The 26654-nt window shown below is 54.4% G+C and carries 25 protein-coding genes; 13 read left to right on the top strand and 12 right to left on the bottom strand.

Annotation, left to right across the window (positions count from 1 at the left end; all coding sequences use genetic code 11):
* Nucleotides 1-55 precede the first annotated feature (55 nt).
* The 4 genes from FBR45_RS08680 to FBR45_RS08665 all read right to left on the bottom strand — a co-directional run bounded on the left by FBR45_RS08680 (nt 56) and on the right by FBR45_RS08665 (nt 2970).
* Complete coding sequence (locus tag FBR45_RS08680) at nt 56-910, bottom strand: SDR family oxidoreductase (RefSeq protein WP_138501166.1); 855 nt, start codon at nt 908-910, stop codon at nt 56-58.
* Between the two features lie 2 nt (nt 911-912).
* Complete coding sequence (locus tag FBR45_RS08675; protein WP_077919863.1) at nt 913-1506, bottom strand: TetR/AcrR family transcriptional regulator; 594 nt, start codon at nt 1504-1506, stop codon at nt 913-915.
* 402 nt (nt 1507-1908) lie between these two features.
* On the bottom strand, nt 1909-2313 hold the full coding sequence (locus FBR45_RS08670) for a hypothetical protein (protein ID WP_138501164.1): 405 nt from the start codon (nt 2311-2313) through the stop codon (nt 1909-1911).
* A gap of 84 nt (nt 2314-2397) precedes the next feature.
* Complete coding sequence (locus FBR45_RS08665; protein ID WP_138502033.1) at nt 2398-2970, bottom strand: NUDIX hydrolase; 573 nt, start codon at nt 2968-2970, stop codon at nt 2398-2400.
* 70 nt (nt 2971-3040) lie between these two features.
* Between FBR45_RS08665 and FBR45_RS08660 the strand changes: the two genes are divergently transcribed.
* Nucleotides 3041-3940, top strand: a complete 900-nt coding sequence (locus tag FBR45_RS08660) for a DUF2911 domain-containing protein (RefSeq protein ID WP_138501162.1) — start codon at nt 3041-3043, stop codon at nt 3938-3940.
* Between the two features lie 73 nt (nt 3941-4013).
* Here FBR45_RS08660 and FBR45_RS08655 read toward each other — a convergent pair whose 3' ends face one another.
* The 3 genes from FBR45_RS08655 to FBR45_RS08650 form a co-directional block, all read right to left on the bottom strand.
* Complete coding sequence (locus FBR45_RS08655) at nt 4014-5711, bottom strand: sodium:solute symporter (protein WP_138501160.1); 1698 nt, start codon at nt 5709-5711, stop codon at nt 4014-4016.
* Nucleotides 5708-5833, bottom strand: coding sequence for a hypothetical protein (locus FBR45_RS26740; protein ID WP_262709522.1), 126 nt, complete (start codon nt 5831-5833; stop codon nt 5708-5710). Before FBR45_RS26740 ends, FBR45_RS08655 begins: the two co-directional genes overlap by 4 nt.
* A gap of 134 nt (nt 5834-5967) precedes the next feature.
* A complete protein-coding gene (locus FBR45_RS08650; protein WP_138501158.1) occupies nt 5968-6981 on the bottom strand; it encodes a hypothetical protein in 1014 nt (337 codons plus the stop codon).
* Nucleotides 6982-7026: 45 nt separating this feature from the next.
* Here FBR45_RS08650 and FBR45_RS08645 point away from each other — a divergent pair, with 45 nt between their 5' ends.
* Nucleotides 7027-8259, top strand: coding sequence for an aspartate aminotransferase family protein (locus FBR45_RS08645; protein WP_138501156.1), 1233 nt, complete (start codon nt 7027-7029; stop codon nt 8257-8259).
* Between the two features lie 201 nt (nt 8260-8460).
* Here the strand turns inward: FBR45_RS08645 and FBR45_RS08640 are convergent, their stop codons facing one another.
* Complete coding sequence (locus FBR45_RS08640) at nt 8461-10050, bottom strand: acyl-CoA carboxylase subunit beta (protein ID WP_138501154.1); 1590 nt, start codon at nt 10048-10050, stop codon at nt 8461-8463.
* Nucleotides 10051-10185: 135 nt separating this feature from the next.
* On the opposite strand from FBR45_RS08640, the gene porQ reads away from it, so the two are divergent.
* Nucleotides 10186-11211 carry a type IX secretion system protein PorQ gene (gene porQ / locus FBR45_RS08635; RefSeq protein ID WP_138501152.1) on the top strand — a complete coding sequence of 342 codons (1026 nt, stop codon included), beginning with the start codon at nt 10186-10188 and terminating at the stop codon, nt 11209-11211.
* Nucleotides 11212-11238: 27 nt separating this feature from the next.
* On the opposite strand, the gene gloA2 is transcribed toward porQ, so the two are convergent.
* The 3 genes from gloA2 to FBR45_RS08620 form a co-directional block, all read right to left on the bottom strand.
* Nucleotides 11239-11628: an SMU1112c/YaeR family gloxylase I-like metalloprotein gene (gene gloA2 / locus FBR45_RS08630; RefSeq protein ID WP_138501150.1), complete on the bottom strand. Its 390-nt coding sequence runs from the start codon at nt 11626-11628 to the stop codon at nt 11239-11241.
* 4 nt (nt 11629-11632) lie between these two features.
* Nucleotides 11633-11821 carry a hypothetical protein gene (locus tag FBR45_RS08625; protein WP_138501148.1) on the bottom strand — a complete coding sequence of 63 codons (189 nt, stop codon included), beginning with the start codon at nt 11819-11821 and terminating at the stop codon, nt 11633-11635.
* A 66-nt stretch (nt 11822-11887) separates the two neighbouring features.
* Complete coding sequence (locus tag FBR45_RS08620; protein ID WP_138501146.1) at nt 11888-12391, bottom strand: SixA phosphatase family protein; 504 nt, start codon at nt 12389-12391, stop codon at nt 11888-11890.
* Between the two features lie 170 nt (nt 12392-12561).
* On the opposite strand from FBR45_RS08620, the gene FBR45_RS08615 reads away from it, so the two are divergent.
* From FBR45_RS08615 to FBR45_RS08585, 7 genes are all read left to right on the top strand, one after another.
* The gene (locus tag FBR45_RS08615; RefSeq protein ID WP_138501144.1) at nt 12562-12987 is read left to right on the top strand and encodes a hypothetical protein; all 426 of its coding nucleotides are present in this window, start codon (nt 12562-12564) and stop codon (nt 12985-12987) included.
* A 217-nt stretch (nt 12988-13204) separates the two neighbouring features.
* The gene (asnS, locus tag FBR45_RS08610; RefSeq protein ID WP_138501142.1) at nt 13205-14674 is read left to right on the top strand and encodes an asparagine--tRNA ligase; all 1470 of its coding nucleotides are present in this window, start codon (nt 13205-13207) and stop codon (nt 14672-14674) included.
* Between the two features lie 71 nt (nt 14675-14745).
* On the top strand, nt 14746-15828 hold the full coding sequence (locus FBR45_RS08605; protein WP_129606750.1) for a complex I subunit 1/NuoH family protein: 1083 nt from the start codon (nt 14746-14748) through the stop codon (nt 15826-15828).
* A 53-nt stretch (nt 15829-15881) separates the two neighbouring features.
* Nucleotides 15882-16565, top strand: a complete 684-nt coding sequence (locus FBR45_RS08600) for a phosphatase PAP2-related protein (protein WP_138501140.1) — start codon at nt 15882-15884, stop codon at nt 16563-16565.
* Between the two features lie 499 nt (nt 16566-17064).
* Nucleotides 17065-17880 carry a phytanoyl-CoA dioxygenase family protein gene (locus FBR45_RS08595; protein WP_138501138.1) on the top strand — a complete coding sequence of 272 codons (816 nt, stop codon included), beginning with the start codon at nt 17065-17067 and terminating at the stop codon, nt 17878-17880.
* A gap of 73 nt (nt 17881-17953) precedes the next feature.
* Nucleotides 17954-18727, top strand: coding sequence for an SDR family NAD(P)-dependent oxidoreductase (locus FBR45_RS08590; RefSeq protein WP_138501136.1), 774 nt, complete (start codon nt 17954-17956; stop codon nt 18725-18727).
* 139 nt (nt 18728-18866) lie between these two features.
* Entirely contained in the window at nt 18867-20330 is a 1464-nt protein-coding gene (locus FBR45_RS08585; protein ID WP_138501134.1) for a DEAD/DEAH box helicase, read from the top strand.
* A gap of 56 nt (nt 20331-20386) precedes the next feature.
* On the opposite strand, the gene FBR45_RS08580 is transcribed toward FBR45_RS08585, so the two are convergent.
* The gene (locus FBR45_RS08580) at nt 20387-21952 is read right to left on the bottom strand and encodes a hydroxymethylglutaryl-CoA reductase (protein WP_138501132.1); all 1566 of its coding nucleotides are present in this window, start codon (nt 21950-21952) and stop codon (nt 20387-20389) included.
* 172 nt (nt 21953-22124) lie between these two features.
* Here FBR45_RS08580 and FBR45_RS08575 point away from each other — a divergent pair, with 172 nt between their 5' ends.
* The 3 genes from FBR45_RS08575 (at nt 22125) to FBR45_RS08565 (ending at nt 26647) form a co-directional block, all read left to right on the top strand.
* Nucleotides 22125-22871, top strand: coding sequence for a TIGR04283 family arsenosugar biosynthesis glycosyltransferase (locus FBR45_RS08575; protein ID WP_138501130.1), 747 nt, complete (start codon nt 22125-22127; stop codon nt 22869-22871).
* Between the two features lie 28 nt (nt 22872-22899).
* The gene (locus FBR45_RS08570) at nt 22900-25038 is read left to right on the top strand and encodes an outer membrane protein assembly factor BamB family protein (RefSeq protein WP_138501128.1); all 2139 of its coding nucleotides are present in this window, start codon (nt 22900-22902) and stop codon (nt 25036-25038) included.
* A gap of 142 nt (nt 25039-25180) precedes the next feature.
* On the top strand, nt 25181-26647 hold the full coding sequence (locus tag FBR45_RS08565; protein ID WP_138501126.1) for a hypothetical protein: 1467 nt from the start codon (nt 25181-25183) through the stop codon (nt 26645-26647).
* Nucleotides 26648-26654: the final 7 nt, after the last annotated feature.

The following is a 26654-nucleotide window of genomic DNA, read 5'->3' as shown; positions in this document are numbered from 1 at the left end:
TCGGCTACCACGCCTGTTTTAACCGCTCTTCTAGTGGCCAGCTGCTGGATTCGTTTTACTGGTCGGCCGCAAACTGGTCGATGGTCGTTTGGGGCTTCCCCAAATCAGCCCAGGCTTTTTCTGCCTCGAACTGTTCGGGGTAGCTATTCAGCGCTTTGCCGATATGCCAGCCGTAGTTGGCCTGGGTCGAGAAAGCGCTTCCCATTTTCAGGAAAAACAACGGGCTCGTCAGTACCTTTACCGGGCTTCCTGAATAAGCCCGTACAAACCGTTCAGCGGCCTCATGCTGCGTAAGAGCTTCGGGTCCCTGGATAACATACTCCTGGTTATCTGACGCTTGTTTCAACGCCCGCGCTACCTGTTTGCCATAGTCATGGGCAGCGATATACCACGGCCGAACCGGCGAGCGGCCCAGCACCAGAATAAATCGACCCATACGCTGAACGGTGTTGATCGATTCCATAAAACAGGATGGGTAGAATATACTGTACCGAAGCCCCGAGGCTTTGATGAGCTGAACGGCTTCGTGCTTTACCTCGAACACCCACCAGCGGAATCCGTTCATGCCCTGGTAGCGCATTACCAGAGATGACAGGTAGGCAATACGCGTCACCCCAGCCTGCGTGGCCGCGGTCAGCAGGTTTCGCAGACCATCGGTCTCAGTATGGAAGTCGGTTCGTTTCTCGGTTTGCCTGACAGATAAACTGAGGTAAACCGTATCCACCCCCTGTAAAGCCTGCACCAGACTGTCTGGATTGCGCAGATCGCCCGGCACCACCTCTACATGTGGAAACAAGCTCTTGGCCTCAGCAACATTGCGGGCAATGATACGAACCGCGTTGCCGGCCCAGATCAGCTGATGCGCAACGGGCTGGCCAAGCATGCCGGTAGCACCGATAATCGCCAGCATGACTACTTGAGCCCACGAACAAACCGACGCATCGTTTCCCGGTACACCTGCGCCGACATTTCGATCGACTGTTCATCCTTTAGCATCATAGCCATCGAGATCAGTCCGTGCGAAATGGACCACCATTCGAAGAAAAGCCGACGGATGCTTTCTTTGGACTTGGGAATGAAAGAGCAGATAATTTCCGACACCTTGTCCGAAACAGCCTGTACGATATCGGACTGGTAAACGGGCATTGAACAATAGGCTCCCTCCAGGCTGTACATGACCTGGTAGATCTCAGGTTGCTGCTGGGCAAAATCCCACTGAATGAGTGATATTTCGTATAAGCGTTTCTCGGGGTCGCGGTATAATTTCAGAATGCGGTCGTACTCCTGGTAGAGATAGCTGAACCCTTCATTTCGAATTTCATTCAGCAGCACGTCTTTACTGTCGAAATACTCGTAAACGATGGGTGCGCTGTATTCAATAGCATCGGCAATTTTTCGGATCGAAACCGCCTGCCATCCCTCCCGGCGGGCAATGGTTTTGGCCGTTACCATAATGCCCGAACGCGTTTGCTCCCGAGAGCGCGGCTTTCTCTCAATGGTTTCCATATGGGTAGTTATAGGTCGTTAGTTAACGGTGTTAAATCACCTGAAAACTACGCATTTGTACTGGTTTAGTCTAACGTACACGTTGCCCCGTTACGAAAATGTTTTACATATGATTACCCGTAACTGCCCAACTGACTAATGGTCAACATATTACGCTATTTTTCAATATACATTAAAAGTAAGTTGACAGAAGCAGTTATGGGGCTTAATCAGCTCACTATCACTACCCAACCCCTATTTTGGAGACTCTGGCACCTACCCACTAATCACGATCTTTTTGTAGCAATCTAAGCCGGAACGAAACTTATTAATTTCTATCGGCCAGGCAGACATCTGGCAGTAGACTGGGCAAAAAAAAAGGCCAATCCCGATAGAACTGGCCTGTCTGAGAGCGTACGCGTATTAGTTACCCGTGCCCGACGCGCTCGTGGTATCGGCGTTTTTACGCGACTTGCGCGCAATGCCCGTACCCGACGAGTTGGTCACCGTAGAGGGGCGCTGCATCTTATAATTCCGATCAGCCACATCCGTTGAGGGCGTGTGTTCAACCGTCACACCACCTACCGGCTGCTGGGCAGGCACCTGCCGCTTATAGTTAGCCAGATTGGCATCGGTTGGTGCGGGTTGTTCAACGGCCACACCTGTATTTTTCTCCCAACTCCGGGCCGTAGCCGCTTTGTTGGCATGCTTGTAATTGCCGGTCGAATAGGTTGGATCTTTACGCAGCTTGCGGTCGTCCTGCGCTGACGATTGGACAGCAGTAGCCAGTAAAGCTACGCCAACCAAGGCTATGTGTAAGAGTTTCATTGACGTTCTGTGGTTTTGTTGTAAGGCAAATGTATAAATACACACCTAACAAAAAAACCAGTAAAACACCAACTATGTTCTTCGTTAAACCCAATTTTTTCGTATCATTCTGAAAATTGAGGCATCTTTAGTCAATGATTCTGCTTTCTCTAAGCTAAACCATTGAATATCCTTTGTTTCGTGATTTGCCCGGAATACTTCTTCAGGGTCTGCTTCAACCAAAAAACGAATGTCATAATGAAGATGTTCGGGAACGTCACCCCGAGCCGGGATCGTATGAATATCGACGTCGAAAATAGCCGGTGATCCGTCTGCGCGCCCAATCAGTTTCAGGTTTTTAAGTCCCGTTTCTTCCTGAGCTTCCCGCAGCGCTACAGCGGCTACATCCGGATCACCATCGGCATGTCCACCCGGCTGTAGCCAGCGGTCGAGTTTGCGGTGGTGAATCAACACGATGCGGCTAATGGCTGGCTGGCTCTGGTGTGCTTTTTGTTCTACCACCCAGGCAGAGCCAGTTATATGACCACCAGGCAGTGAACGCTCGAAACAAGCCGGACTCTTCTCTACAAAATCGATTGTTCTAGCGGTCATTTCCTGCTCTTCCGGATCGGCCGGACGGTATTGCCGGAGCAGGTTCAGGAGCGGCTCTCTGTGCATGATGGTATTGGCTTTTGTGCCCAAAAAGCCGCAATTTCGCCCCTAGTTTTCTAAAATATACTACATAACCATGCGTAAACTCGTACTAAGTGGCATCACACTGGGCCTGGCTGCTCAGCTGGCTACTGCCCAGATTAAACTTCCCTCCCCCAGCCCAGGTGCTACAGTCATACAAACGATTGGCGTTACTGACCTGACCGTTAAATACTCCCGCCCCAGCCTGAAAGGACGTACCCCCTTCACGGAGGCATTCGTGCCCAGCGGCAAGGTTTGGCGTACGGGTGCCAACCAGGCAACAGCCTTCACGACCTCGACCGACTTGATGGTGAATGGCCAGACGTTGCCCGCCGGTACCTATGCCATCCTGTCGATTCCGGCTTCTGACGATTGGACCCTGATTTTTAGCAAAGACCTGAGCGTCACGGAGCAGTCGTACAAGCAGGAGCAGGATGCATTGCGTGTACCTATCAAGTCATCAGCCACTGCGGAGCCTACCGAAACCTTCACAATTAATTTCAGCGACCTGACCGACAGCACGGCGTCCATGAATTTCATGTGGGCCAACAGAAAGGCAAAGGCCGATCTGGCCGTTAACACCAGTGCCAATGCCGCGGCCAGCGTTGACAAAGCCGTTGCGGAGAAACCAGATGATGCGGCCGTACTTCAGGCTGCTGCCAACTACAACCTGAGCAAAGGCCGCAACCTGGACCAGGCAATGACCTGGATCGATAAATCGATTGCGGCCAAGGAAACGTTCCGCAACCTCTACGTGAAATCGCAGCTACTGGGAAAAATGGGGAAATTTGCCGAAGCCGTCCCGCTGGCACAAAAAGCGTTGTCCCTCGGTCAATCGTCCAACGATCCTTCTTTTCCATTCTTTAAGGATGCGATCGAGAAAAGCGTAAGCGAATACACCGCAAAACTGCCGGCCATGCCTGCTTTGAAAGGTAAAGGCAAGAAAAAAGCCTGATTGTACGAATAACAGAAAGGCCCCGGGCTATGGATTCGTAGTTCGGGGCCTTTCTGTTATTCGGTGATTTGGGTTAGGAGTTCGACGTTTCCCATCCGATCAGTTGCTGAATCAGCCAGGCGATTCCGACGACCAGCAGACAACCGATCGCGTTAAGCCATAGAAAGGCGGTGAGGTCATAGTACCAGCTCAGCACCACGAACAGCTCGCCGATGATCGCGGCCCAGAACGTAGCCCGCCCCCCAATTGACTTAACGTAAAAGGCAACAATAAACACCCCTAGAATAACCCCGTAAAATAATGACCCCAGGATATTAACGGCTTCAATCATACTGCCCAGTCGGTTGGCAAACTGAGCCACGATGATGCAGAAGATACCCCAGCCTATGGTAGCCCAGCGCGACGCATTCAGGTAGTGAGCATCGTCGGCCCGACCGTTCACGAGTCGCTTGTACACATCGACAACCGTTGTCGACGCCAGCGAATTGTAAGCCGCGGCTATCGATCCCATTGACGCACTGAAGATAACCGCTATCAGGAGACCAATCAGGCCGTGGGGCAGGTAATCGAGTACGAACCGAAGAAAAACGTAATTCACATCGTTTGTATCAGCCGCCGGGTTGTTCTTTTCAATCAGTTCGGTTACGTCTGCCTTTACGGTTTTGAGTGCGTCATCGGTTTCTTTCAGTAAGGTAGCGGCAGCCGCTTCAGCCGGCTCATTGCCGGTACGGATCGCTGCCTGCATGTTCAGCACCGCCCGCTGCCGCTGGGCCGTAAGTTGCTGATGCCGGGTCTCGGCCCGCTGATAGTCATTGGCGTACGGGCTATTCCGGAGCCGGTCTGTTTCCTGTTTGTTGTGAAAGACGGGTGCCGGATTAAACTGATAAAAAACGAAAACCAGCACCCCGACCAGCAGAATCAGAAACTGCATCGGCACTTTCAGCAAGCCGTTCATCAGCAGCCCCAACCGGCTTTGTCCGATCGATTCGCCCGTCAGGTAACGTCCTACCTGCGATTGGTCTGTTCCGAAATACGAAAGCTGGAGAAAGAAACCCCCAATCAGTCCTGACCAGAGGTTGTAGCGGCTGTCCGGATCGAACTTCAGGTCAATCAGGTTCATCCGACCCGCTTTCCCGGCTACCTGCAGCGCATCGATGAACCCAATATCGTCGGGTAACAACCGCACCGTCAGGAATCCGGCCAGCGCCATGGCAAACGTGACAACCGCCATCTGCTGCAGGTGGGTATGGGAAATAGCCCGGGTTCCTCCCGTTACGGTATAGACCAGGACAATGCCCCCCATAATGAGGTTGGTCCAGTAGATATTCCAGCCCAGTATAGTAGACAGGATGATGGCCGGCGCGTAAATGGATAAACCCGTAGACAGGCCGCGCTGGAGCAAAAACAGGCCTGCCGTCAGTGTACGGACACGGGTATCAAACCGCTTCTCCAGGAACTCATAGGCCGTAAAGACTTTCAGCTTATGAAAGATGGGGACAAACGTTACCGACAGAACCACCATGGCCAGCGGCAGGCCAAAGTAGAACTGCACAAACCGCATCCCGTCCGAGAAGCCCTGTCCCGGTGCAGACAGGAAGGTAACGGCGCTGGCCTGCGTCGCCATGACCGAGAGCCCCACGTGGTACCACGGCAGGGACTGACCAGCCAGCAGGTAGTCGTCCATACTGCGGCTCCCGCGGCTTTTGACAATACCATAAACGATAATGCCTGCCAGCGTAGCGATGAGCACGCCCCAGTCAACTACGCTCATGACAACCAGCGCATTAAGGCGTAGAACAGGCTAATTTCGACCAGCAGGCTGCCGATGACAATAGCATACAGTTGGGGCCACGACCGGGCGAAAGGAGGTAAATCGATATGATCTTCGGACATGAAACGGCAGGGTTGTCTGACTATAACGGCGAAATTAGCGGAAATAATCGACCACTAAACAGTCTGCTGATCCGTTCAACAGACGCAGTGGTTTGTACTGACAACCATTCCGCAATTATTGTACCGACTGTCTTCTACTTCCCGATGCGCAGATGATAACTGCCGTAGGGCAGAAACGTAATTGGGTTGCCGGCAGTCGAACCAACAATGATGGGCACGTAAGCCGCCAGATCGAAAGCATGCCGCCGACGGTCGAACCGGATACCCGCCGAAAGCACCCCGGCAAAATCGAGGCTTCGGTTGATACCACTGCCGAAGAGGGCAAAGTTTTCGCTGACGAATGACAGCTTGGGGCTTACTTTCCGAACCAGCCCGAAGGTAGCCACGACATTACGTGACACCGTCCCGTTCGACAGGCTCCACCCTAGCCCATAGGTGGTGTTGTTCTGTCGGTCGCCAGTGGTGACGATACCCTGAATGTACCCGATGCCTTCCAGAAATGAATCGAACCGGACGGCCGCGTACTGCGCATTCAGCCCCAGCCGCAGTCGGCTACTGACCGGCACCGACACTTTCGTGTTCAGGCTGAACAGGTTGGTAGGCAGTATTGTGTAGAAGGTGGCCCCCACGCTCCAGTTGTCATTGACACCGTATTCAAACTGGCTGATGTAGAGATAATAGTTTCGGTAATAAAGCCGCCCTTTCTCGGCCGAAAACGCCGTTGGCGCCACACGCATCGTTTGCGGAAACAGGTTTGGATAAGATACCCCTTCGCCCCGAACGTCGGTCTGCTCGATTCGAAGGATCTGGTCGGCCCGAAGGCGGATTTCACCCAGGTTTTTGGTCCGGATGAGGGCTTCTGTGCTGTCCTGCCGCAGCAGTTCGCCCCGTAGCTCTGTACCGTCCTTCAACGTGATGCTGTACTGGCGGGGGGCCGCGGCAGCCCCCTGTTTGGGTGGATAGTAGTCATGCTGCGCGGCTACCAGGCCAGGCAGCAGCAACAGCAGCAACAGGTAAATTTGGTTCATGGTCTTGACTTTGGCAAAAGAGGGTGTGGTGGTGAAGAAACGGAATGAACTGACAGGAATAGTTACCCGGGCCAGGGCGGGCCAGCGATCAGGGAGCTGTATGAGCAGAACTGTTTCCACGGTTAGGTGTGTTAGGATAGCATCGACAATATTGACAAATTCATCATGTATTCGGTAACCCACCGGCAGTTATTTTTCCAGCACGTAGCTCAGACCTCCGACTTCCCCCTTGCGTTGGAAATAGACCGGGCCGAAGGCGTATATATTTATTCGACGGCAGCCGCAGACGGTACGTCGACACCGTACATGGATCTGATCTCCGGCATTGGTGTCAGCAACGTTGGACACCGGCACCCGCGCGTACTCGAAGCTATTCAGCACCAGCTGGATAAATACCTGCATCTGATGGTCTATGGTGAGTACGTGCAGACCCCGCAGACGCAGCTGGCTCAGGCCCTGGCCAGTACCCTGCCGCCCGGCCTCGATACTGTTTATTTCACCAACTCCGGTACCGAAGCGGTTGAAGGCGCTATGAAGCTGGCCAAACGATATACCGGCCGTACCGAAGTGATTAGCTGCATTAATGCCTATCACGGCGCCACGCAGGGAGCGCTCTCCTTATCAGGCGATGAGAACTTCAAACGAAATTACCGGCCCTTATTACCCGACGTGCGGCACATCCGCTACTCGAACTGGGACGATATCGACCAGATTAGTCCCCGAACAGCAGCCGTTGTGATGGAGGTCGTAGGCGCAGAAGCGGGGGTCAGGGTACCCGACGCGGGGTATCTGCAAGCCGTTCGCCAGCGCTGTACCGACGTAGGTGCCCTGCTGATCTTCGACGAAATACAAACCGGGTTTGGTCGTACGGGTACGTTCTGGGCCTTTGAAGGTGCCGGACCGACGGGGGCCGTTGTACCCGATATTGTTCTATGTGCCAAAGGAATGGGCGGAGGTATGCCCATCGGAGCGTTCATTAGCTCGGCCGAGATCATGCATGTGTTCAGGAATAACCCGGTGCTGGGTCACATTACGACCTTTGGCGGTCATCCGGTTTCGTGCGCTGCTTCCCTGGCTACGTTACAGGTGATCCAGGACGAAAAGCTGTACGAGCAGGCCGAAGCCAAGGGTCAGCTGTTCCGTCAGTTGCTGAGACACCCGGCCATTCGTGACTTTCGGGGAAAAGGTCTGTTACTCGCCGTTGAGTTCGATTCGTTCGATGTGCTCAAACCGATCATCGACCGCGCTATCGCGGGTGGAGCGTCGGGAAACGGCCCGGGCGTCATCACCGACTGGTTTTTGTTCTGCAATAATTCCATGCGGATAGCCCCCCCGCTCATTATCACCGACGAGCAGATTCGGGAGGCCTGCGCCATTATTCTGAAAGCTATTGGCTAGTCGGGAGCCGGTCGGGCACGCCTATGGAAACAGCACCGAAGCTGTACCGACCAGCAGAGCCAGGCCGAAAATGATTAACAAACCGATCAGCACCGTTCGAAGCAGACTACCGTTTTTTTTGGGCGTTGGAGTAGGCATTATAAACTGGCTTGTAACGGAGCCGGGTCACGAGCAACAGCTTCATAACCCGGCTCCGTGTTTTTACAGGGGAATATTTCCGTGTTTTTTCTTTGGCATGGTGGCTACTTTATTCTCCAGCATCCCAAACGCCCGGATCAGTTTATGCCGGGTCTGGTCAGGCATGATGACCTCATCGATATAGCCCCGGTTGGCGGCCCGGTACGGGTTAGCAAACTTCTCGGTATACTCCTGCACTTTTTCCTGCAGCTTGGCTTGGGGGTCCTCGGCTTCGGCAATCTCCCGCTTGAAAATAATTTCGGCAGCCCCGCTCGCGCCCATTACCGCGATTTCGGCCGAAGGCCAGGCGTAGTTCAGGTCAGCGCCTATATGCTTGGAGTTCATTACGTCATAAGCCCCGCCGTATGCTTTGCGAGTAATTACCGTTACGCGAGGTACGGTGGCTTCGCAGAAAGCAAACAGCAGTTTGGCGCCGTTGGTAATAATCCCGTTCCATTCCTGGTCAGTGCCGGGCAGGAAACCGGGCACGTCTTCGAGCACCAGCAGCGGCACATTGAAACAGTCGCAGAACCGAACAAACCGGGCCGCCTTCACGCTGGCGTTAATGTCGAGCACACCGGCCAGTACCGCAGGTTGGTTCCCCACAACGCCGATACTGCGCCCACCAATCCGGGCAAAGCCAACGACAATGTTCTCCGCAAAATTCTTATGCACCTCGAAGAACGTGCCTTCATCAACGAGTTCGTCAATGACTTCGCGCATATCGTAGGGCTGGTTCGGGTTCTCGGGTATAATCTGGTTTAGCGCCGGGCGGCTTTCATTGCGGGTGGTGTCGTACGGCAGCCGGAATGGCTCGTCTTCGCAGTTTTGGGGGATGTAGCTGAGCAGCTGCTTGATGTCTTGAATACAGGCCAGTTCGTTGGCACTGGCAAAGTGAGTTACTCCCGATTTGGTACTGTGGGTACTGGCTCCGCCCAGTTCTTCGGCTGTCACGTTCTCGTGAGTTACGGTTTTGACCACGTTGGGCCCTGTCACGAACATATAGCTCGTATTTTCTACCATGAAGATGAAATCAGTGATAGCCGGGCTATACACGGCTCCGCCAGCGCAGGGCCCCATAATTGCCGAGAGCTGCGGAATAACGCCCGACGCCAGGGTGTTGCGATAAAAAATATCGGCATAGCCCGCCAGCGACAGAACCCCCTCCTGAATACGGGCGCCCCCCGAATCGTTCAGCCCGATAAGCGGGGCACCATTTTGCAACGCCAGGTCCATCAGCTTGCATATTTTTTCGGCATGGGTCTCGGAGAGTGCCCCGCCAAACACCGTAAAATCCTGCGCAAACACGTAAACCAGCCGTCCGTCAACTGTGCCGTAGCCCGTCACAACACCATCGCCCAGATAATGTTCTTTGTCGAGGCCAAAATCGCGGGTTCGGTGCATCACGAACTTGCCAATCTCCTCAAACGACCCTTCATCGACCAGGAGTGCGATCCGCTCACGAGCCGTTAGTTTGCCTTTGGCGTGTTGGGCATCGATCCGTTTCTGTCCCCCGCCAAGTTCAGCTTCGGCGTTTTTCTGGGCAAGCAGATCAGTTTTTGATAGTTTGCTGAGCGCATGTACGGGTACTTCCGGACGGGTTTCGGTTTGCATAAGTTGGTTTGTCGAATCGATGTTGGCAAAGTTACGTATTCGTTAAGTACGCGATAATATTTAACCCGAATCTTCGCCAGTCGATTTTTACCGCCCTGAAATTTGGCGTTTCTTTGTCACATCTTGCTCTCTGGTTTGAAACGTGCGCTCTTTTTTTTGTGGGTGGTCTTTCTGGGATCGCTGCCGAGTAAAGGCCAGCCGCTGGGTGGCCAGCGGGTGTTTTCGTTCCTCGATTTGCCCACCCACGCCCGTGTAGCGGCCTTGGGCAGTACCGTTGCCAGTGGGCTCCGTCCCGACGCCCCTTATTTCCTGAATAACCCGGCGCTGGCCGACTCGCTCCCCGACAACCAGTTGTCCATCAGTCTGATGCCGTATCGGGCTGCGGCCCGGTATTATACCCTGCACTATGGCCTACCCGTCAGATCGGTCGGCACCTGGGCGGTTGGCCTGCAGTACCTGACATACGGCCAGTTCGATCTGACCGACCCCGGCGGCAATACGCTCGGCACGTTTTCTGCTAACGACTATGCCCTCAGCCTCACCCATGCTCGCACCGAAGGCAATTTCACCCTCGGCGCTACCGTAAAGGCCGTGGGGTCGGCCATCGAAACCTATTCAGCCTTCGGAATTCTGGCCGACCTGGGCGGTACATGGCGCCACCCGAACGGAAATCTGACGGTAGGTCTCGTCGCTAAAAATGCGGGCTATCTGCTCAAAAACTACGGTCCGGCCGAGGCCGACCTTCCCTTCGACCTTCAGGCTGGCATCACCCTAAAGCCGCAGTACGCCCCCATTCGGGTGACGCTGACGGCCCATCATCTGCACCGGTTCGATATTACCTATAACGACCCCAACCTGGCCGTTCGGTTCGACCTGAACGGGAATCCGATCCCGCAGCCGGTAAGCCTGGCCGAGAAACTGGCCCGCCACATGAGCGTAGGTACTGAGTTTCTCATCAGCCGGCATGTCCATCTGCTGCTCGGCTATAATCATCAGAAACGGCAGGAAGGTAAGCTGATCTCGGGCGGAGCAGGCGTCAGCTTCGGCGCATCCGTACAGGCGCGCGGCTTCCAGCTCACCTACGGACGCTTTACCTCGGTACCAACCGCCGGTACCAGCCAGCTATCGATGCGAATTGATCTGGGTCAACTCCTCAACTGATGGCCTGCTACCAGCCTGGTTAGCTCGTTACACTTCGTACAACTCCAGGGGCAGCTCGTCGGGATCGGCAAAAAAGGTGAACCGCCTGCCCGTCTGTGCATCGACCCGGATGGGTTCGGTGCTTACACTATGTTCTGTCAGGTGCGCAACGGCCGCGTCGAGGTCGGCTACGGCAAAAGCGAGGTGCCGAAGGCCGAGCGCTTCCGGGCGCGACGGGCGACGGGGCGGATCCGGAAACGAAAACAGTTCGATCTGGTAGTGTCCATTGACGGCCAGGTCGAGTTTGTACGATTGTCGTTCCTCTCTAAACACTTCTCCCACTGCGGTCAGTCCCAGAATCTGAGTGTAGAAATGCTTCGACCGCTCGTAGTCCGAGCAGATGATGGCGACATGGTGAAGACCCGCGAATTGCAGCATGGGTTCAGGGAGTAAGCAGTGTATCGGAGAGTAGCGTATCGGCGCTGGTGCCATCCCGTTTAAAGGCACGTTCTACTTCCCTGCGTTTGTTCCAGGGCGCGGTAGTACGGCGGCCCATATCGATAGCCAGCAGAGCCACGATGGCTGTGAAGACAATAAAGACAACGATAAAAATACGACGGTTGCGATTCATGGTGATTACAATTTGCTAAAGGCAGCACATTGTTTCCGGGCCGGTAATGAGACAGGGACGATTTCCTTACGAATCAGGCAGCGTTTTAGGTGCTATCTCAAAGATCACCGACCCCGTACGGCCCGACACCTCAGACCAGCTTAGCCCCTCGAACGAAACAGCCACGACGGCACCTTTACTCATCGACCCGATTGACTGATGGGTCAGGAACTCGGCAAAGTACGAAACGTCCGGATTGTGGCCCACAATCATAGCCGAATCAATAGTATCGGGCAACTCGTTGATAGCTTCCAGATACGCTTTTGGCCCACCATCGAACAGATTCGGGTTGAGCTGAATCTGGCTCGTGTCGAACCCAAGCTGTTCAGCTACTACCCGGGCCGTGTCTTTGGCGCGCGGAGCCGTACTGCTGATAATATGACCCGGTACAACCTGCCGGCTATGCAGGTACCGACCTACGCGGGCAGCCGCCGTGATGCCCTCCGGAATGAGCTGCCGGTCGTGGTCTGCGGCAAACATGTTCCGCTCTTCGGCTTTGGCATGACGAACAATATATAAGGTACGCATCATCATAGATTGTGTTGTATCGGCAGTCGGCCTGGCAGGGTCAGTCGCCTACCGAGCCGGTTTGTTTATGTTCGTTTAAACAAAAAATAAAGCAACTTTATGGATTTAGTCCAAAAAGCGACTAATTTTAGAGGTTGCAAAGCTATCAAAGTCATTAGAACGATACTACTATCATGCGTTTTCAAGGCGAAAATTGTACGCTATCGTTCGGCCTTTCCCTCGACAAAGGCCTGGTCCGCCTATCGGGTACGGTATGGCCGCTGCGACAGGCTACCCGCTCCCAGCCCCAGCAACCCGTAGTGCGGTTTCATTCGCTCTTGCCGCCGGATCAGTTGACCGCTCTGCAGACCTGGCTGGCTTCTGAATCAAGTACGCCACTCCCCTTTACGGACCCCATACGCTATGTCCGGCGACTTTCTTCGCCGGTCGGCAACATAACCCAGCTGGAGCTGGAGTTATCTCTGGAACAGGTCCCTGTCTGGTGGAACTGGGAAATCCGGTTTCCGCTAATCGTTCGGCTCGATATTCGCCAGCCTGAGTTTGTCTACCTCACCCGGGCCCTTCAGCGCGACTCCTGGTCCGTGGATCTGAGCTGGTAACTACCCGTTTTGTCAACCGCCCTCCGTTCTTTCTTGTTTACTCTTCGGGTGCTTTCCCCCCCACAAAACAGGTGTTTGAAACGTATATACTGTTGTTTACCTCTATACGCAGTAACATGCCCTTTTGTGGAATCGAGCTTCACCTAAAACAGAAGTGGGCGATTCAGTCGACAATCTGTATTTTTGCGGGCCGATCCCCTACTGATCGCTTTTTTTTATGAGTTATCTACCCATTCAGCAGCTGCTCAAATCTGCAACCGTTGGCACCAGTGTTACCGTAAAAGGTTGGGTCCGCACCAAGCGTGAAAGTAAAAACGCGGTCTTCATTGCCCTCAACGACGGTTCTACCATTAATACCATTCAGGCCGTAGCCGAAGCGGGACAACTCCCGGACGAAACCCTGAAACTTATCACAACCGGAGCCTGCCTGGCCATAACGGGCCAGCTGGTAGAGTCGCAGGGTGCCGGACAGTCTGTAGAGGTAAAAATTGCCAGCGTCCATATTTACGGAGCGGCCGACCCCGATAAGTACCCGCTCCAGCCCAAAAGACACTCGCTCGAGTTTCTGCGTGAGATTGCTCACCTGCGCCCCCGAACTAATACCTTCAGCGCCATTCTCCGCGTACGTCACGCCCTGGCGTTTGCGGTGCATCAATATTTTAACGACAACGGATTCTTCTACCTTAACACGCCTATCATAACGGCCTCCGATGCCGAGGGCGCTGGCGAGATGTTCCGGGTAACGACGCTCGACCCGATCAATCCGCCCCTCACCGACGATGGCAACGTAGACTACAGCCAGGATTTCTTCGGCCGCGAAACGAACCTGACCGTGTCGGGCCAGCTCGAAGGCGAACTGGGAGCACTGGCGCTGGGCAAAATCTATACATTTGGCCCCACCTTCCGGGCCGAGAACTCCAACACGACCCGTCACCTGGCCGAGTTCTGGATGATTGAGCCCGAGATGGCTTTTTACGAGCTGGAAGATAACATGAACCTGGCCGAGGATTTCGTTAAAACCGTTATCCGCTACGCTCTGCAGCACTGTGCCGACGATCTGGCGTTTCTGGACAACCGGCTCAAAGACGAAGAGAAAACAAAGAAGAAAGAAGAACAGAGTGAGTTGAGCCTGCTCGAAAAACTTCAATTCGTGATCAGTAACGAGTTCGTCCGGTTAACTTACACCGATGCGATCGACATTCTTGTCAATTCAAAACCAGCCAAAAAAGGGCAGTTTCAGTACGAGGTAAGCTGGGGCGTTGACCTACAGTCTGAGCACGAACGGTATCTGGTCGAAAAGCATTTCAAAAAACCGGTTATCCTGACCAACTATCCCCGCGATATCAAGGCGTTCTACATGAAACAGGACGAGGCTCAGGCCACCAACAGCCGGGGCGAGCTACTTGGCCAGACGGTTCGGGCTATGGATGTGCTCTTTCCCGGTATCGGCGAGATCATCGGTGGATCGCAGCGGGAAGACGACCTCGACAAGCTCGTTGCCCGCATGCAGGAAGTCGGGATCGATCCGGAAACCATCTGGTGGTACCTCGATACACGCCGGTTCGGCTCGGCCCCCCACGCCGGATTTGGGCTGGGCTTCGAACGATTGGTACAGTTCGTGACGGGTATGGGCAACATCCGCGACGTTATTCCTTTCCCGCGCGCGCCCAAACAGGCCGAGTTTTAACCCCTGATGCTGCCAGCGGCCTGACCCGACGAGTAGGCCGCTGGCAGCGTCAGGCATTCCCCTTGTATGCTGTGCTGGCTCTTCCTCTTTTTCTGCTGATTGCTTCCGGCTTCGTAGTCGTTGGCGTTTACACCGAACGGAAGGTGTCGGCGTTTATGCAGGACCGGCTCGGCCCCATGGAAACGGGTAAGTGGGGTTTGCTGCAGTTATTTGCCGACCTGCTGAAACTCCTGCAGAAAGAAGATATTGTACCGACAGCGGCCGATCGTCGATTGTTCCTGCTGGCGCCGGCCGTCATTTTTGCCTCTGTCTTTGCCGGCTTTGCGGTACTACCCCTCACCCCAGATGTACAGGGATCGGGAGCCGCCGTGGGCGTCTTTTACCTGATGGCCATTGTTTCTTTCGATGTCGTGGGCATCCTGATGGCAGGCTGGGGGTCAAACAACAAATATTCGTTGTTCGGAGCCATGCGATCGGTGGCCCAGATCATATCCTACGAAATTCCGCTGGGTCTGATGATCCTGTGCGTTGCCATGATTGCGCAGACGCTCAACCTGCAGGAAATCAGCTTTCAACAGGGTATTTACACGACAGATACCAACTATTTGTTCGGCCTCAAATTCCTCGGAATCGACGTAACGGGCTGGGGCGGTATTTTTGCCTGGAACGTTCTCCGGAATCCGTTTTTATTGATCGCCTACGTGATTTTCTTTATCTGCACGCTGGCTGAGAGCAACCGCGCCCCCTTCGACCTCCCGGAGGGCGAATCGGAGATTGTGGGCGGGTTTCATACCGAGTATTCAGGCATGCGGTTTGCGCTTCTATATCTGTCGGAGTATGCCATGATGCTCCTGGTATCGTTTTTGGGGGCCGTCCTGTTTCTGGGTAGCTGGAATACGCCCCTTCCCAACATTGGGCCAGTCCGGCTTGCTGACTGGACAAGTGGCGCGCCCGGCACCGTATGGGGTAATGTAACGGGGGCCTTCTGGCTATTGAGTAAAGTGTTCCTGGCGGTGCTGCTCCAGATGTGGGTCCGGTGGACATTCCCCCGCATTCGGGTTGACCAGATGATGTTTCTGTGCTGGAAAGTGCTGACACCGGCTGGCCTGCTGCTGCTGCTGGCATCGGGTATCTGGCGATTGCTGATGGTGTAACTGGTACATACGAGCTGGCTTTCGTACCTTTGCGGCCTTTTTAGCGTGTACAAATGCGTATTCTCTCTCCTGATCCCACTGGCGATCTGGCCTGGCAGGTAGCCTGGCAACAACCCATATTCCGCATCAAGTTTTTTGTGGGCCTGGCCTCTACGATGGCGTTGCTATTTACGTTCCCGGTTTTCTTTCAAACTATAGAACGGCATCAGGGGCCCGTCCTGAACGACTGGTTGCTGAATCAGTTACCTCCTCAGGATGTATCGCTGGGTATTTTCCTGATCATCTGGGCAACGGCCCTGTTGCTCATCGTTCGGGCCCGACGCAGCCCGGCCATATTTATGATGTTCACGTATGGCTACATCATCGTTAGCCTATCCCGCATGCTGAGTATCAACCTGGTACCACTAAATCCGCCAGCTGGTCTCATTCCGCTGATAGACCCAATCAGCAATGCATTTTATGGCAAAACGTATATTACCAAGGATCTTTTTTACTCCGGTCATACATCCAGTATCTTCCTGATGTTCTTGTGTCTGCGCCGGTGGTGGGACAGACTGCTGGCCTTAATTGGGTCACTGCTTGTCGGGAGTCTGTTGCTGGTACAGCACGTACATTATACCGTGGATGTACTGGGGGCGTTTGCATTTACCTACCCGCTTTACTGGCTGGGCAAACGGCTGGCCCTGAGCGGCTGGAACAGGGTCGAAAAAAACGAAGAAGAACGGTCGGTATTATAAAAAGCCGGCTGCCGACCAGCATCCACACAAACCCCGCCCCAGGTCAGCATACTTCGGGGATTCCGTTTAAGGGACAACGTTCGCGATTGCCAGACCTGGTACGACCAATTCGGCAGCAAAAAAAATACTAGCCACATAGGCGGGCATATTCACTGGTTCAACGGATGGCTGTAAATCTGATTATCAGCCAGCAGAATAAGAATATTACGCGTTCAAGATGATTTGTTATTTACTAACCGGCTCCCGGTTCATAAAGAATAAGCAGAGCCAAAAAACAACTGACAGTCAATAAATTACCCTATATCCGTAAGAGAATAGCGCCTGTTTACAGAAGAAGTGCCGATTAAAGTCGAATTAATTATATGGCGGTAAAGTAATCCCAAAATTGTAAATTTATTAGATTTGGCACGTTAAGATAATGTTACCTCGTTGATTCTGTCAGCTCTACACCCATACAGCTAGTACGATACCGAAATACCTGCATTGCAAAACCACCGATATGAGCAAAATATCCTTGCCCCCGTTTACCCTGGGCGAAACCATTACCACAGAACAGCGCCAGTTTTTTAATAAACACGGTGTGATTGTTTTCAAGAATTTTATTAATCCCGAAACCGTAAAATTATTTATCAGCGAAACCATTCGGATTGAACAGCAATGGCTGGCTGAAGGCCGCGATAAAGTGAATGGAGTTCCGCTGAAATTCGGAAAGGATGAAGCCGGAAATCCCATGATTCAGCGTATGTGTTTCCTGTCTCAGCACAGCACAGCCCTTCATGAGTTTCTACAGGACCCGCGCCTTCAGGCCGTTGTCGATTTGCTGCAACCCTATGAAGGTCGCATCGCCGAAATCGAAAAAGACGGACTCATCCTCAACCACTACGTACGTACGCCCAACAGTAAATTTTCGCAGATGGGCTGGCATACCGATAGCCCCCGCGACATTTTTCTCGGGCAGCGCATCATGCCGATGCTGAACGTAGGCATTCACCTGAACGATACGCCCTACGAAAATGGTGGCCTGCGCGTTATTCCGGGCACCCATAAGCAGGGTATCATCAAGATGCTCTTCCGGAAGAAATACTTCGTGGACAACGATCCCGACAAGCACGAAATCGGCTTCGATATTCAGGCTGGGGATCTATCGGTACATGATGGCCGGCTCTGGCACCGGGCTCAGCAATCGCCCCACTTTGGCGAAGCCAGCCGTCGTCGGGTCATGTACGTGCCGGTTGTAACGGGTAAGTACATGCCTAAGCATGAAAACAGTAAGACGCCGTTCTACCACCGGTTTATCTCGAAAGTAAATATTTAAGTATACTGTTTACGGTATTTAGCCCCCAGGACTCGATCCGCAGGGGCTAAATACCGTAAATCGTTTTTTGTGTATGCCTTACGCTCTGATTACCGGTGCCAGCCGTGGCATTGGCCTGGCCATTGCCGACGAACTGGCCCGCCGAAAGTTTGACCTGTTGCTGGTAGCCCGTTCAGAGTCGGTGCTGCAGCAGCAGGCCCGTCGGTTAGCCGACACCTACGGCGTTCGCACCGAGGTGCTGGTTGCCGACCTGGCCGCAGCCGATGCCGCCGGGCAGGTATTCAGCTGGTGTGAGCAGAACGGATACAAGGTGCAGCTGCTGGTCAATAACGCCGGCTATGGATTGAGCGGACTCTTCGAAAGTCACGCCCTGACCGAGCACCTCGACATGCTGGCGGTAAACAATACCACCCTCGTAAAGCTCTGTTACCTTTTTTTACCCCAGCTTAAGCAACAGCCCCGCGCTTACATTCTGAACATTGGCAGCTCGGCTGCCTACCAGGCCATACCCCGCCTGAGTCTGTACGCAGCCTCTAAGGCACTGGTTCTACAGTTTAGCCGGGGCCTGGCCCAGGAGCTGAAACGCACTTCGGTCTCGGTAACCTGCGTTTGTCCCGGAGCAACTGATACTGACTTTGTGACGCGGGCTCAGATTGGCGAAAAAGGCCGCAGGGCAGCCGAAAAAGTGAACATGACTCCTGCCGAAGTCGCCCGCCAGGCAGTCGATGCAACGCTGTCAGGCCAAACCGAAGTCGTTACGGGCGTACTCAATAAACTCGGCAAACTGATGGCCTGGCTCATGCCCAAAGCTGTGGTTGAACAGGCAGCGGGCAGTATCTACGAATAGGAAGAATTTAACATACCGACAAGTATGGCACTTTCTTTGCCACAGTGAGGTTATAGACGTATAACTTCATTTTTTCGACGTTGGATGCTGGACTTCATAAACACCGCTTTTCCACTGCCTACCGACGTCCAGCCTACCCATGCAATTTTCCGATTTATCACTGATTGAACCAATCCAGAAGGCACTTGCCGAAGAAGGATACACTACCCCTACCCCCATTCAGCAACAGGCTATTCCTATTTTACTCGGTCGGCGTGACCTCCTCGGCTGCGCACAAACTGGTACGGGTAAAACAGCCGCCTTTGCTATCCCGATCTTACAACTGCTTAACGAAGAACGGAGCAAAAATGCGGGTGGTCCCCGGCGCATCAAGACGCTGGTTCTTACCCCAACGCGTGAGCTGGCTATTCAGATCGACGAAAGTTTTGCAGCCTACGGGCGACACCTGAACCTGCGTCATGCCGTTATTTTTGGGGGCGTGTCCCAGCATAGCCAGGTCAATGCCATCAAAGCTGGTCTGGATATTCTGATTGCTACGCCAGGCCGTTTGCTCGACCTCATGAATCAGGGCTTTATTCATCTGCGCGATGTACAATTCTTCGTGCTGGACGAGGCCGACCGTATGCTCGACATGGGTTTTATCCATGACGTTAAGAAAGTCATCGCTAAACTACCCGAACGGCGTCAGTCGCTGTTTTTCTCGGCTACGATGCCTACCGATGTAGCCAAACTGGCCGATACCATTCTGCATAACCCTGCCAAAGTTGAGGTGACCCCCGTATCATCAACGGCCGATACCATTCAGCAGGCCATGTACTTTGTCAGCAAGGAAGATAAGCGTAAACTGCTGGTTCATATTCTGGATGATCAGCGCATTAAGTCGGCGCTGGTTTTTGCCCGCACCAAACACGGGGCTGACAAAGTGGTAAAAGACCTGGTTCGGGTAGGTATCAAAGCCGAAGCCATTCACGGTAACAAGTCGCAGAATGCCCGTCAGCGGGCGCTCTCAAACTTCAAGACGCGCGAAACGCGTGTGCTGGTGGCAACCGATATTGCGGCCCGCGGTATCGACGTCGACGAACTGTCGCACGTAATTAACTACGAACTGCCCAACATTCCCGAAACGTATGTACACCGCATTGGCCGAACTGGCCGGGCAGGAAACGACGGCATAGCCCTGTCGTTCTGCGACGCGGAAGAAACGGAGTTCCTGCGCGACATTCACAAACTGATCGGCAAGCAGGTTCCGGTTATCGATGAACATCCGTATGTACTGGATATTGATACGACTAAAGTAAATCCGGCCCCACCGCAACGCCAGGGTCGCAACGGTGGCGGCAACCGGCAGGGCAACGCCCGCCCCCAGCACGGAAACGGTCGGATGTCGAGCACCTCATCGGGAAGCGGTCAAACCCGAAGCAACAGCGGACGACCCAATTCGTCGGGGAATGGCAACTCGTTCCGGAGCGAAGGCACCAAAGGCGGACAAGCCCGCAACGGCAGCAGCCAGGGCCGGCAACGGAATGGTTCCGAGCAGCGCCCCAGCCGCGGTACCGGCAACAGCCGGTTCACCAATTTTGGCTCGTCAGATAAAAACTACTAACCTGCTGGCTCCATTGATTCAGCAAAAAAACGGCAAGCTGATGCTTGCCGTTTTTTTTAGACCCGCGTGGCGTCATGACTCGATACCCAGTCGAGTGAGGATATAGCCGAAGCTAGCGAAAGCTCCCCGGCCGCGACTACCCCAGCCATGACCTCGGCCAGTTTGTTGGCTTTTCCGTCACCATAACAATCCATCAGCTCCAGACACTCCCGCTGCGTAGGTAGCCCAGTACCACCACCAACGGTCCCCACAATCAGCGACGGCAGGGTGACAGACCCGTACAGATCACCGTCAGGGGTGAGTTCGGAATAAGTTATAGCCGCCGAGGATTCGGCCAGGCAGGCAACATCCTGACCGGTTGCGATGAAAAGGGCAGCCAGGCCGTTGACCGAGTGTAGGCCGTTGTTGTTCGTTCCGGCCAGGCGGGCTCCTACGTCACCAATGCGGGCGTGCCGCAGCAGTTGTTCGGGTTCAACCTGGAGTTCCTGAATAAGCAGGTCGCGCGGGATGCGAATTTCGGCCGTGACGCGCTTGCCACGGGTGCGTAGCATGTTCAGCTGCGAGGGCTTTTTGTCAGTAGCCATATTCGATTCGAGAAAGAAGTGCTCGATGGCCGCGGCCGCCGGGTAGGCCTGTAGTATGTAGTTGCAGGCAGCCAGTGTTGCTTTGCTGACCATATTCTGCCCAGCCGCATCACCTGTCGAGTAGCCAAAACGCAGGAACGCAAACCGGCCGTTCAGGTAGGCGTCTACATAGGTGAGCCGGGCAAACCGCGAGGTCGTTTCGGCTTCGGCAGCAATATCACGCTCCCGGGCCTCGACCCACTGAACGAACGAGCGGGCCTGGCGGGCATCGGCAAACTGAAAAACCGGGGCACGCTGCATGGCCTCATCCTGAATGGTACACAACACGCCCCCACTACCGTTGATGAGCTTGATACCCCGGTTATAGCTCGCCACCAGGGTTCCTTCGGTAGTAGCCAGCGGAATCAGGAAGTCACCCTGCGCGTGCTCGCCGTTAACCCGTAACGGACCGGCCAGCCCAATCGGTACCTGCGCTACGCCTACAAAGTTTTCGCACTTTCCCCGCACGGCAGACGGCTCAAACGTGGGCTGGGTGATGTGTTGGGGATTCGTTTGGGTGAAATCGCGCAGAAACTGCAGCCGCTCCGCAACCGCCTGCGGGCTGTAATCATCGACCGGATGACGGGGAATACCGGGTTGGGGCCGTTGCGTGTCTTCGGGCGCTTCGGTTTGGAGGCTGTCTTCTACGGTTAGTGTTATAGTACCAAAGGGTTGCGTTTTGAGGGTGATCTCGAGGATATGCTGACCGGGTTCGAGCGGGGGCGCGATGGCCCGAACACGAACTGACCGCCGAAGTGGAAATGAAAGTGGGGTAGCCACTGAGATAGCCTCTACTCCTACTTCTTCCCCACCGTCGATCTCGAGCAGGAAAGCGCTGGCCTGGTACTCACGTCCGTTTATTATAGCCCGCTCGAGTCCCGTAAACTGCGCATCTGACAGCCTGTTCTTCAGAGTAAATGTAAACCCTGTAGCTGTGTTACGCAGACTCTTACGGGTATATAGCTGCTTCAGCAGCACATTAGGCAGAAAACGAAACATGAATGATGAATGATGAATGATGAATGATGAATGATGAATGATGAATGATGAATGATGAATGATGAATGATGAATGATGAATGATGAATGATGAATTACTTATTTACTATACATTTTTCATTATTCATTATCCATTAAAAAACCCTCGTTCGCTGGATTGGTTTATTCCCCGTATGCGTACAGTGTCGATCATCATTCCAACCCTTAACGAAGAAAACGCACTTCCCCGGACGTTGCGGCTCTTACAACGACTATGTCCAGAACCGCTCGAAATTATCATCGTTGACGGTGGCAGCACCGACCGGACTATTCAGCTGGCGGAGGCTACCAGCCCCTGTTTCCGATCCATGCGCATTGTACACGCCAAACTACCGGGCCGGGCCAGCCAGATGAATGCGGGAGCGGCCAAAGCAACCGGCGATATTTTATGCTTTCTGCACGCCGATACGGCCCTGCCCGATGATGCACTCCAGGTTATTCGGCAAACGCTGGCAGACACCGATACGGTAGCTGGTGGTTTTATTTCCATCATGCGGGGGGCGCATACAACCCGCTGGCTGACGTCCTTTCACAACTACCTTAAAACCTATTATGCCCCGCTGCTCTTCAGGCCTCGCCTGTTTTTTCGGGGGGCGCGCCTGCTCTTCGGCGATCAGGTTATATTTTGCCGACGGGATCAGTTTATGACCGTTGGCGGCTATACGGCCAGCATGCCGATCATGGAAGAAGCGGATTTATTGCTTAAGCTGGTTCCTTACGGCCGGGTGCGGCAGGTCAACCGGCTGGTCGAGTCGTCGGACCGGCGGGTAGCCCGGTGGGGCTTCTGGAAGGCCAATGGTATCTACCTGGCTATCGGCTTTTTGTGGGGACTGGGCTACTCACCCAACAAGTTGAAGCGGTGGTTCGCGGATATTCGATAAATTGGCGGACTATTCCTGTAACCGCTTTATGAAACGCCTTCTTCTACCGATTGCAGCCGGCACCTTGCTGGCCCTGGGATGGGCACAGTTCGCCCAAAACCCAACCGATACCAAACCCAATGACTATACCAACTGGGGCGAATACCTGGGCGGCCCCGATCGAAGCCACTATTCGGCCCTGACCCAGATCAGCCCGCAGAACGTCGGCCAGTTAAAAGTAGCCTGGACGTATTCGACACCCGATAGTGGCCAGATTCAAACCAACCCGATTATTGTCGACGGTGTATTGTACGGCGTAACACCTACCGTACAGGCGTTTGCACTGGATGCTACGACCGGCAAAGAACTGTGGAAATTTGGTGATCCCCTCAAAGTCTGGCACAGCACCAGCCGGGGGGTCGTGTACTGGCAATCTTCCGACAAAACCGGCGAACCGGATAAACGAATTCTCTACACAGTCGGTCCAAAGCTGTATGCGCTGGATGCCCGAACCGGCAAACCGATCCCGAGCTTCGGCGATAACGGAACCACCGACCTACATGCGGGCTTGGGCGAGCAGGCCCGGGACAAGTTCATTATTTCGAATACCCCCGGCACCCTGTTCGAAGACCTGATTATCATGCCCACGCGGGTTTCGGAAGGCCCCGACGCGGCACCGGGCTACATTCAGGCGTTCAACGTGCGGACGGGTCGACTGGCCTGGGTCTTTCGTACCATTCCCAACCCCGGCGAGTATGGGTACGAAACCTGGCCTAAAGAGGCTTACCGCAATGTTGACGTTGGTGGGGCCAACAACTGGTCAGGTATGGCTATCGATCGGCCGCGCGGTCTGCTCTACGTACCCACCGGCTCAGCTTCGTATGATTTCTACGGCGGCAATCGCAAAGGCCAGAACCTCTTTGCCAACTGCCTGCTGGCCCTCGACGCCCGAACCGGTAAGCGACGCTGGCATTTTCAGGCTGTGCACCACGACCTCTGGGATCGCGACTTTCCGGCCCCACCTAACCTGCTTACAGTTACACAGAATGGCAGGAAGATCGACGCCGTGGCTCAGGTTACCAAGTCGGGCCACGTCTTCGTCTTCGACCGGGTAACCGGAAAACCACTCTTCCCGATTCGGGAGACTCCCGTACCAAAGTCAGACCTGCCCGGGGAAGTGACCTGGCCTACGCAGCCTGTTCCACAGAAACCCGCGCCCTTTGCCCGGCAGCAGATGAGCGAAGCCGATATCAACCCCTACTCCGCCGACCGTGATTCGTTGCTGCGCGTGTTTCGTAACGTGGGGCGCCGACCGTTCGAACCCATCAGCAAACGAGGTAGCCTGATGTTTCCCGGCACCGACGGAGGGGCCGAATGGGGTGGCGCGGCCGCTGATCCCGATGGCATTCTGTACGTGAACGCAAACGACATACCCTGGATTTTTACGATGATCGATGCGCCAAAGAGCGACGAGCTGGCGCATCTTAGCCCCGGTCAACGGATCTATACCCAGAATTGCATTAGCTGCCACGGCCCCGAGCGCAAAGGGAACGCCCGCAGCGGTTACCCCTCCCTGGTCGATATTGGTCAGCGACGCGACCGGCCTTACGTAACCCAGATCATCAGTAATGGCAAAGGCATGATGCCCGGCTTTACAGCCCTGTCGGCGACCGATCGGCAGGCACTGGTAGCATTTCTGTTTGGCGATGAAAAGCAGGAAGTAGCTGGCGGGTCGCCCTATCCGTCCAAAGTCAAAGAGCCTTATTTACCCTACAAGGTGACGGGTTACATCAAATTTCAGGATAGCAAAGGGCTGCCAGCCATTGCGCCACCCTGGGGTACACTCAACGCCATCAATCTAAACACCGGCGAATACCTCTGGAAGATACCCCTCGGCCAGGAGCCTGCTTTAGCCGGCAAAGCAACCCAAACGGGTACTGAGAACTACGGTGGTCCGGTGGTCACGGCCAGCGGCCTGCTTTTCATTGCCGCCACGAAAGACGAGAAATTCCGGGCTTTCGACAAGAAGACCGGCAAATTGCTTTGGGAAACCACATTACCGGCAGCCGGTTTTGCTACCCCGGCAACCTACCAGGTTAATGGCAGACAGTACGTAGTGATCGCCTGCGGAGGGGCCAAACTCGGCGCCAAAAAAGGCAATCAGTATGTGGCCTTTGCCTTACCCTAAGCAGTAATGGGCGGGGCTCGGCCGATGATTAGCTGGCCAGTCCCGCTCCTGGTAGACCTTGGTTCGGCGAGACTCGTACGGTAAGTTGTGGGGCTGTTTTGCGAGAAAGTCCTTAGTTTGCCCCAAAATTCTAAACTACGATATGCGCCTAGTTTCGGCAATCTGCGGTGTACTATTCTCCACTATGGGGGTAACGGCCCAGCCACTCCAGCTTCTCCCCGAAAATCAACACTATTTCCAGTACGACGGCAAACCCACCCTACTGGTTGGATCGGGAGAACATTACGGCGCCGTTGTTAACCTGGATTTCGACTACAAGACTTACCTCGCCACGCTGGCAGCCGACGGCCTTAACAACACCCGGCTGTTTACGGGAGCTTATGTTGAAAAGCAGGGCGACTTTGGCATTCAGAAAAACACCCTGGCTCCCCGGTCGGGCCGACTGATTTTGCCCTGGGCGCGTTCAGAACAGTCTGGGTACGCACTGGGAGGGAATAAGTTTGATCTGAGTCGGTGGGATGATGCCTATTTTGAGCGGCTTCGGGACTTTATAAGCCGGGCGCAGCAGCTGGGTATCATTGTTGAGGTAACCCTTTTCTCCTCATATTATGGCACCGGCTGGCCCTACAGTCCGTTCAATTCGGCCAACAACATCAACCAGACCGATGCTATCCGTCCCCTTCAGGCCAACACGCTGCAGAACGGGAACCTGCTGAAGTACCAGGAGCAGTACGTCCGGAAACTGGTCCGGGAACTTAACAGCTTCCGAAATCTCTACTATGAGATCCAGAATGAACCCTGGGCCGATCTGAAAGACACGGTACTGACCCGCAACGAGTACCACACCAGCCCAGACGGTAAACGCGACTGGCGATCGACACTTGAAGTGAGTAGTCAGGCGTCGTTGCAGTGGCAACGGCGGGTAGCGTCCTGGATTGTGAGCGAAGAAGAGAATCTGTTACAGAATCACCTGATCTCGCAGAACGTCAGCAATTTCCGCTACCCCATTCTCGACCTCGACCCGAATGTATCGATCTATACGTTTCACTACGCGCTGCCCGAAGCCGTTACCGACAACTACGCCCTGAACCGGGTCATTGGCTTCAATGAAACGGGCTTCGCAGGTCAGGCAGACCGGACCTACCGGCGCCAAGCGTGGCGATTTCTGATGGCGGGCGGGGGACTGTTCAACCACCTCGACTACTCGTTCAGCGTAGGGGGCGAAATTGGTCAGGATACTACCTACCGGCGCAGCACCACCCCCGGTGGTGGCAGCCCAGCCCTTCGCCGTCAACTCGGTGCCATGAAACGCTATCTGGACCGGTTCGATCTGACCCAGCTCAGCCCCGATCCAACCTTTGTCAAAGCGTCACCGGGAGCGGTTACCCAGACGCTCAAAAATGGCAAAAACGGCTGGCTGATTTATGCCGAGCCGTTTTCGCCCAATTCATTTCTTCTGCAGGTGAACCTGCCCAAAGGTGATTATCATGCCGAGTGGGCCGACGCCGAAACGGGCCAGGTACTCAAGAGCGGATCCGCCGAGCCGAGTGGCTCACTGGCAGCCCCGCCGGGTACGCGCGACCTCATCCTGCGCATTATCAAGTTTTAACGATTCT

The organism is Spirosoma lacussanchae (genome assembly GCF_005870035.1).
Lineage (GTDB): Bacteria > Bacteroidota > Bacteroidia > Cytophagales > Spirosomataceae > Spirosoma > Spirosoma lacussanchae.
This window is presented reverse-complemented; position numbering and strand designations above follow the sequence as displayed.

What these genes read in the sequence shown, in the direction of transcription:
- FBR45_RS08680 (WP_138501166.1), bottom strand. Translation starts at nt 910, where the DNA reads ATGCTGGCGATTATCGGTGCTACCGGCATGCTTGGCCAGCCCGTTGCG.
- FBR45_RS08675 (WP_077919863.1), bottom strand. Translation starts at nt 1,506, where the DNA reads ATGGAAACCATTGAGAGAAAGCCGCGCTCTCGGGAGCAAACGCGTTCG.
- FBR45_RS08670 (WP_138501164.1), bottom strand. Translation starts at nt 2,313, where the DNA reads ATGAAACTCTTACACATAGCCTTGGTTGGCGTAGCTTTACTGGCTACT.
- FBR45_RS08665 (WP_138502033.1), bottom strand. Translation starts at nt 2,970, where the DNA reads ATGCACAGAGAGCCGCTCCTGAACCTGCTCCGGCAATACCGTCCGGCC.
- FBR45_RS08660 (WP_138501162.1), top strand. Translation starts at nt 3,041, where the DNA reads ATGCGTAAACTCGTACTAAGTGGCATCACACTGGGCCTGGCTGCTCAG.
- FBR45_RS08655 (WP_138501160.1), bottom strand. Translation starts at nt 5,711, where the DNA reads ATGAGCGTAGTTGACTGGGGCGTGCTCATCGCTACGCTGGCAGGCATT.
- FBR45_RS26740 (WP_262709522.1), bottom strand. Translation starts at nt 5,833, where the DNA reads ATGTCCGAAGATCATATCGATTTACCTCCTTTCGCCCGGTCGTGGCCC.
- FBR45_RS08645 (WP_138501156.1), top strand. Translation starts at nt 7,027, where the DNA reads ATGTATTCGGTAACCCACCGGCAGTTATTTTTCCAGCACGTAGCTCAG.
- FBR45_RS08640 (WP_138501154.1), bottom strand. Translation starts at nt 10,050, where the DNA reads ATGCAAACCGAAACCCGTCCGGAAGTACCCGTACATGCGCTCAGCAAA.
- gloA2 (WP_138501150.1), bottom strand. Translation starts at nt 11,628, where the DNA reads ATGCTGCAATTCGCGGGTCTTCACCATGTCGCCATCATCTGCTCGGAC.
- FBR45_RS08625 (WP_138501148.1), bottom strand. Translation starts at nt 11,821, where the DNA reads ATGAATCGCAACCGTCGTATTTTTATCGTTGTCTTTATTGTCTTCACA.
- FBR45_RS08620 (WP_138501146.1), bottom strand. Translation starts at nt 12,391, where the DNA reads ATGATGCGTACCTTATATATTGTTCGTCATGCCAAAGCCGAAGAGCGG.
- FBR45_RS08615 (WP_138501144.1), top strand. Translation starts at nt 12,562, where the DNA reads ATGCGTTTTCAAGGCGAAAATTGTACGCTATCGTTCGGCCTTTCCCTC.
- asnS (WP_138501142.1), top strand. Translation starts at nt 13,205, where the DNA reads ATGAGTTATCTACCCATTCAGCAGCTGCTCAAATCTGCAACCGTTGGC.
- FBR45_RS08600 (WP_138501140.1), top strand. Translation starts at nt 15,882, where the DNA reads ATGCGTATTCTCTCTCCTGATCCCACTGGCGATCTGGCCTGGCAGGTA.
- FBR45_RS08595 (WP_138501138.1), top strand. Translation starts at nt 17,065, where the DNA reads ATGAGCAAAATATCCTTGCCCCCGTTTACCCTGGGCGAAACCATTACC.
- FBR45_RS08590 (WP_138501136.1), top strand. Translation starts at nt 17,954, where the DNA reads ATGCCTTACGCTCTGATTACCGGTGCCAGCCGTGGCATTGGCCTGGCC.
- FBR45_RS08585 (WP_138501134.1), top strand. Translation starts at nt 18,867, where the DNA reads ATGCAATTTTCCGATTTATCACTGATTGAACCAATCCAGAAGGCACTT.
- FBR45_RS08580 (WP_138501132.1), bottom strand. Translation starts at nt 21,952, where the DNA reads ATGTTTCGTTTTCTGCCTAATGTGCTGCTGAAGCAGCTATATACCCGT.
- FBR45_RS08575 (WP_138501130.1), top strand. Translation starts at nt 22,125, where the DNA reads ATGCGTACAGTGTCGATCATCATTCCAACCCTTAACGAAGAAAACGCA.
- FBR45_RS08570 (WP_138501128.1), top strand. Translation starts at nt 22,900, where the DNA reads ATGAAACGCCTTCTTCTACCGATTGCAGCCGGCACCTTGCTGGCCCTG.
- FBR45_RS08565 (WP_138501126.1), top strand. Translation starts at nt 25,181, where the DNA reads ATGCGCCTAGTTTCGGCAATCTGCGGTGTACTATTCTCCACTATGGGG.